Origin of the sequence: Microcoleus sp. AT3-D2 (genome assembly GCF_036705715.1) — a bacterium.
Lineage (GTDB): Bacteria > Cyanobacteriota > Cyanobacteriia > Cyanobacteriales > Microcoleaceae > Microcoleus.
This window is the reverse complement of record NZ_JAUBVE010000157.1, coordinates 1,764-3,180: the sequence shown is the minus strand read 5'-3', so window position 1 is coordinate 3,180 and position 1,417 is coordinate 1,764. Positions and strand designations below refer to the sequence as shown.

Annotated in this window: 1 rRNA gene (running past one end of the window); it reads right to left on the bottom strand. The window is 51.4% G+C overall.

Going from position 1 to position 1,417, the window contains the following annotated elements:
• Window positions 1-68 precede the first annotated feature (68 nt).
• Window positions 69-1,417 (bottom strand): 23S ribosomal RNA (locus QUB44_RS30325) (it continues 1,704 nt past the right edge of the window).

Here is a 1,417-nt window from a genome sequence, read left to right as displayed (position 1 = left end):
TTCTTGGGGTAGCAGTATCAACAAACTGCAGCTGTATTTCTTGACTCGTCTATAACTACCAAGGTTATAGGGACAAGCCGTACGGGCAATTAGTACTGGTTAGCTTAATGCATTACTGCACTTCCACACCCAGCCTATCAACGTCCTGGTCTCGAACGACCCTTCAAGGAGCTCAAGGCTCCGGGAAATCTCATCTCAAGGCAAGTTTCCCGCTTAGATGCTTTCAGCGGTTATCTCTTCCGAACTTAGCTACCCGGCAATGCCACTGGCGTGACAACCGGTACACCAGAGGTTCGTCCACTCCGGTCCTCTCGTACTAGGAGCAGCCCCCTTCAAATTTCCAACGCCCACGGCAGATAGGGACCAAACTGTCTCACGACGTTTTAAACCCAGCTCACGTACCACTTTAAATGGCGAACAGCCATACCCTTGGGACCGGCTACAGCCCCAGGATGTGATGAGCCGACATCGAGGTGCCAAACTCCCCCGTCGATATGAACTCTTGGGAGGAATCAGCCTGTTATCCCCAGAGTACCTTTTATCCGTTGAGCGATGGCCCTTCCATACAGAACCACCGGATCACTATGTCCTACTTTCGTACCTGCTCGACTTGTCGGTCTCGCAGTTAAGCACGCTTATGCCATTGCACTATTAGCACGATGTCCGACCGTACCTAGCGTACCTTCGAACTCCTCCGTTACACTTTAGGAGGAGACCGCCCCAGTCAAACTGCCTACCATGCACTGTCCCCGATCCGGATAACGGACCAAGGTTAGAACCTCAAACAAACCAGGGTGGTATTTCAAGGATGGCTCCACGAGAACTGGCGTCCCCGCTTCAAAGCCTCCCACCTATCCTACACAGATTGGTTCAAAGTCCAATGCAAAGCTACAGTAAAGGTTCATGGGGTCTTTCCGTCTAGCCGCGGGTAGATTGCATCATCACAAACATTTCAACTTCGCTGAGTCTCGGGAGGAGACAGTGTGGCCATCGTTACGCCATTCGTGCAGGTCGGAACTTACCCGACAAGGAATTTCGCTACCTTAGGACCGTTATAGTTACGGCCGCCGTTTACTGGGACTTCAATCAAGAGCTTGCACCCCATCATTTAATCTTCCAGCACCGGGCAGGCGTCACACCCTATACGTCCACTTTCGTGTTTGCAGAGTGCTGTGTTTTTATTAAACAGTCGCAGCCACCAGTTTATTGCAACCCTTTCACCCTTCTGCAGTAAAGCAGTCAAGCTACCGGGGCGTACCTTATCCCGAAGTTACGGTACCAATTTGCCGAGTTCCTTCTCCCGAGTTCTCTCAAGCGCCTTAGAATACTCATCTCGCCCACCTGTGTCGGTTTGCGGTACGGTCTCGTATGACTGAAGCTTAGAGGCTTTTCTTGGAACCACTTCCGATTGCTTCGT